Origin of the sequence: Isobaculum melis, assembly GCF_900111355.1 — a bacterium.
Classification (GTDB): domain Bacteria; phylum Bacillota; class Bacilli; order Lactobacillales; family Carnobacteriaceae; genus Isobaculum; species Isobaculum melis.
This window is the reverse complement of sequence record NZ_FOHA01000037.1, coordinates 1-4,474: the sequence shown is the minus strand read 5'-3', so window position 1 is coordinate 4,474 and position 4,474 is coordinate 1. Positions and strand designations below refer to the sequence as shown.

Sequence of the window (4,474 nt, the reverse complement as noted above, 5' to 3'; positions counted from 1 at the left end):
TATTGAAGCATTGTTAACTGAGCAACAACGCCCTTACCGTGTTTACACTAGAGAAACGGATGTATTAGAAGAGGGGGAAGGGGCGCATTTGTACAAAATCCAAGGTTCCGTTGGAACACCGGAATCCTTAGTTTTTACAGCAGCAGACCATGAAGAAAATCAAGCATATGAAACAGTCATTTTTTCAAAAATAGCTGAATTAGCCAAGCATCATCCGCTTATCTTTTTAGGATATGGCAAAGAGGATCGAGAATACCAACACATGATGAAGGGCGTTTTAGCCGCAGCTTCTGAGCAAATTCAGTCTTTAGTGGTTGTCAACTTTGAAACAGAAGCAACAAAAATGCTTCAAAAACAATATGTAGATGATCAGACAGGGCAAGAAATTCGTGTCATTGAATCTACTGATGAAGCAAAAGTATTTGAAACACTCACCCATGATTACTTTAAAGATGTAACAGCGGGCGTTACGAATCAAAAAAACGAAGCAGAAGAAAAAACAACAGCACTCATTCAAACAATTGAAACTTTCTTGGAGGAGCAACCACTACAAAAAGAGTCAGAAAATGCTCCATCAATAACTGTGGTGAATGAGAAAACAGGCAACTTTCTGAGCTCTGATTTTCCATATGAGAAACAAACGACAAAATCTACACAAAAATCAGTTGGGCAGACTTTTCCTTTTAACAGAGTGAATCGGGTTAGCAGCCAGCAACCAACACTGAATAAAGGACTAAAATATGGCATTATTTCCCTTTTTAGTATCGCACTTCTGCTCATCATTGTGACAAGATTTTTCTTTTCACCAGCCATTGTAGAAGGAGAATCCATGATGCCAACCTTAACCTCGTCTGACTATGTCTTACTTAACAAATTTCATTTACAGGTCTCACGTTATGAAGTGATTGCTTTTGACTCCCCAGATGTGGCGAACAAGAAATATATCAAACGTGTCATTGGTCTGTCAGGAGATACGATTGAAATGAAAAATGATACGTTGTTTATTAATGGAGAAGCTCAAGAAGAGGCGTATTTAGCAAGTGAGCGAGAGCATTTAAAACCTGGTGAACAATTAACGAAGGATTTTACCTTAAAAGAACTAACGGGTGTCGCAACCGTACCAAAAGGAAAATTATTTGTCATGGGAGACAATCGTTTGTATTCAAGAGATAGTCGAGAGTTTGGCTTTATTGATGAGAGCGCAGTTCAAGGGAAAGCTGAGCGTGTCATTTGGCCTTTTTCGAGAATGAAAACATTTGAATAAAGCGATAGAAGAATCTAAAAACAAATCCAATGATAAAAAAAGAAGGTGTAATCAATTGAAAAAATGGCACAAAAATATCAGTATTCTCTTAGCTCTAATTATCTTGTTTGTAATCGGATTGAAAGCAACGGAGTTATTGGCTAACTATGAAGTCGTTTCTGACTTAAGTATCGAAAGTGAGCAGCAAGAAATCTCAATAGATGAATCATTTAATCTTAAGATAAAGAGTGCAAATGCAGAAGATAAGCGAGTGCTGCTCCCCCTTCCAGCAAATGTAGACTATGAGTCCTCAGGAGTGGAGCATGGCTCGGTAGTATTTGATCAAGAAAACCATCAATTGATGATTGATTGGTATGATACAACCACAGAGAATCGTTATGTGACGGTGACAATGAAGATAGAGGAAGAAGGCACGTATCCATTCCAAGCGGTCTCTCAGCGACAGGAGAAGGCAGTTCAATCACAACCAATAGAATTGACCGTTACTTTACCAGTAGAAGAAGAGCAAGTGACAGAAGAACCTCAAGCAGAAGAGGCTCAGACAGAGGTTGTCCCTTCAAATGATAATGAGGAATTAAGTGAGTCTCAGCCAGTACCTGCAACAGAAGAAATACCAGTACATAAAGATGCAGAACAAGCACCAGAGAATAAAGCCTTAAAAACAGATGCAAGAATTGGGCAGCCGATTAATGTTGTTTTTCCAGATACGATTTTTGCTAGCTATATAGCGAATCAACTAAAGAAAAATGTAACTGATCCTATCACACAAGCAGATGTTGATAAAACTACAACTCTTGATCAAAACCAGGCATTTAGAGGCATTGAATCATTAGAAGGTATTGATATATTTTCGCAGCTTACAGCTTTAAAACTAACCAACCTAAAGATCACTGATATACCAGAGGCCGTGCTCAATTTGACGAAATTGAAATCTTTATCTTTACATAGCAGTCAAGCAATGACTATTACTGAGAATATTGATTGTTTAAGTGAGTTAACATATTTAAACCTTTTTAATGTAGATATTTTACCAGAAACAATAGGAAATCTAGTTTCTTTAACTTACTTGGAGGTTAGGGGTACACAATTAACAAGTATTCCTGGAGAAATAGGAAAGTTAAATAAATTACAGACACTAAATATTAATGGCACTGGGCTAACCAGTTTACCACCTGAATTAGGTAACTTAGTTTCATTAAAAATTTTAAATTTGAGTCAAAATAAATTGACAGCTCTTCCATCAGAGCTAGGGAATCTCAGTGCATTACAAACCTTAGAAGCTAGGCTCAATCAATTGACCAGTCTTCCGGCTGAGTTAGGAAACTTAAGCTCTTTGACAAAGTTGGATTTTTATCATAATAAAATCTCGACTATCCCAGCTACATTGGGGAATCTGAATAATTTAAAAGAATTAATTCTTTCTTCGAATCAATTGACTAGTATCCCAGACACATTGGGGAATCTAAATAATTTAAAAGAATTAATTCTTTTTTCGAATCAATTGACCAGTATCCCAGCCACATTAGGTAATTTGAATTCTATTACTAAGCTAGATTTTAATTGGAATAAAATACCAACTGTCCCAGCTACATTGGGTAAATTAAGTACTTTACTTATTTTGACATTGCGGGGTAACTTGCTAGAAATTGTACCAATTGAACTAGGTAACCTAAGCTCTTTAACGAATTTAAATCTTAGTGATAATCAACTAATAGCTATTCCAGCTACATTAGGTAAATTAAGTAATTTACTATTTCTTGATCTTGGGAAGAATCAGCTAACTATTTTACCAACAGAGTTAGGCAATCTAAGTAATTTACAAAGTCTATCTCTTGATTCTAATCAGTTAACGAGTGTCCCAGCAGAATTAGGTAATCTAAGTAATTTGCAAAGACTTTCTCTCTATTCTAATCAGTTAACAACTGTACCAGATAGTTACATGCAGTTAACTTCATTATTAGAATGGAGCTTGCAAAATAATAAAGGACTAGAAAGTTTGCCAGAGAATATAGGGAATTTAACCAAGCTCAAAAAGTTAGAGTTGTACGATACTTCACTAATAAGTTTACCTGAAAGTCTTGGGAACCTCAGTGAATTAGTTGACTTAACTATATATAATACCAAATTAACTAAACTGCCAGAAAGTATTGGAAATTTAACTAAATTGAAAAATTTAAATTTAACAAAGACTGCATTGACTAGCTTACCAGAAAGTATCGGTAAGCTGAAAAATAATTCTATGGTATATGGTATCAACTTTAAAAATACTTATCTACCGTCAGATACAGTTGCTCAATTAAAAGCAAGATTTCCGACTCTAAAGATTGTCGACGGTGCTAAAGTCTTTAGTAAATTGACAATGAACGATTCTACTACAAGTGTGAAAGTTGATATAGATGAGTATGAAGAATGGTCTAATCTGATAAAATCTGAAACTTTGATGAGCTATTTAGAAAAAGAGCATCAACATACAACACATCACTATTTATTAGACGAATACTCAGATAAACAAGGAAACCCAATCAACATTGAAGACTATGTCAAAGATGGAAAGATACTCAAAACAGGGACCATTCATGCAAAAATTAGAGCTGGTGGAACAGGACTTTTTCCTAACAACAGTAACAATGCCATCACAGATGACACAATTGAAATTGAATTTTACAAGCGTAAGCTGACCTTTACAAGTATTCCCACAACTGTTTCATTTGGAACCGATGTGGCCATCAGCGCCAATGAGAAAACATATCCATTACAAGCTATTGGTCAGCCCTTAGCTGTACAAGACAATAGAAAAATGAAATCCACTTGGACTGTTTCAGCAAAAATGACAAAGGAGCTCACATCAGAAAGCAACCATGTGTTAACAGATAGTTTGCTTTACCGATTAAACGGCAACCAATTTTACCTAAACACATCATCCATCAATCTCTTTTCTCAGCAAAATACAGATGATGATCCTTTTGCTATTTCTGATACCTGGATGAAGGATGAACAAAACGGCTTGTTCCTAAACATCAAAGCAGGACAAGCATTCGCAGAAACCTATACAGGAACCATTGAATGGGACTTACAGGATGTACCAAGCAATTCAGAATAAGGGAGGCATTCGATGAAAAAATTAGCCGTTTTATTAGGCATCTTCTGTTTGATTCAGCCTATTACAATGGCATCCGCTGCGGTCAATTATCAGCATGATGCCACCACGAG

2 protein-coding genes are annotated in these 4,474 nt (G+C 36.0%); both read left to right on the top strand.

Annotated features, from left to right (window positions below):
* Positions 1 to 1,264, top strand: a 1,264-nt coding sequence (lepB, locus tag BMW29_RS13740; RefSeq protein WP_177165799.1) for a signal peptidase I, incomplete at its 5' end; no start/stop codon positions are given.
* A gap of 55 nt (positions 1,265 to 1,319) precedes the next feature.
* Positions 1,320 to 4,364, top strand: coding sequence for a leucine-rich repeat domain-containing protein (locus BMW29_RS13735; RefSeq protein ID WP_092654324.1), 3,045 nt, complete (start codon positions 1,320 to 1,322; stop codon positions 4,362 to 4,364).
* Positions 4,365 to 4,474 lie beyond the last annotated feature (110 nt).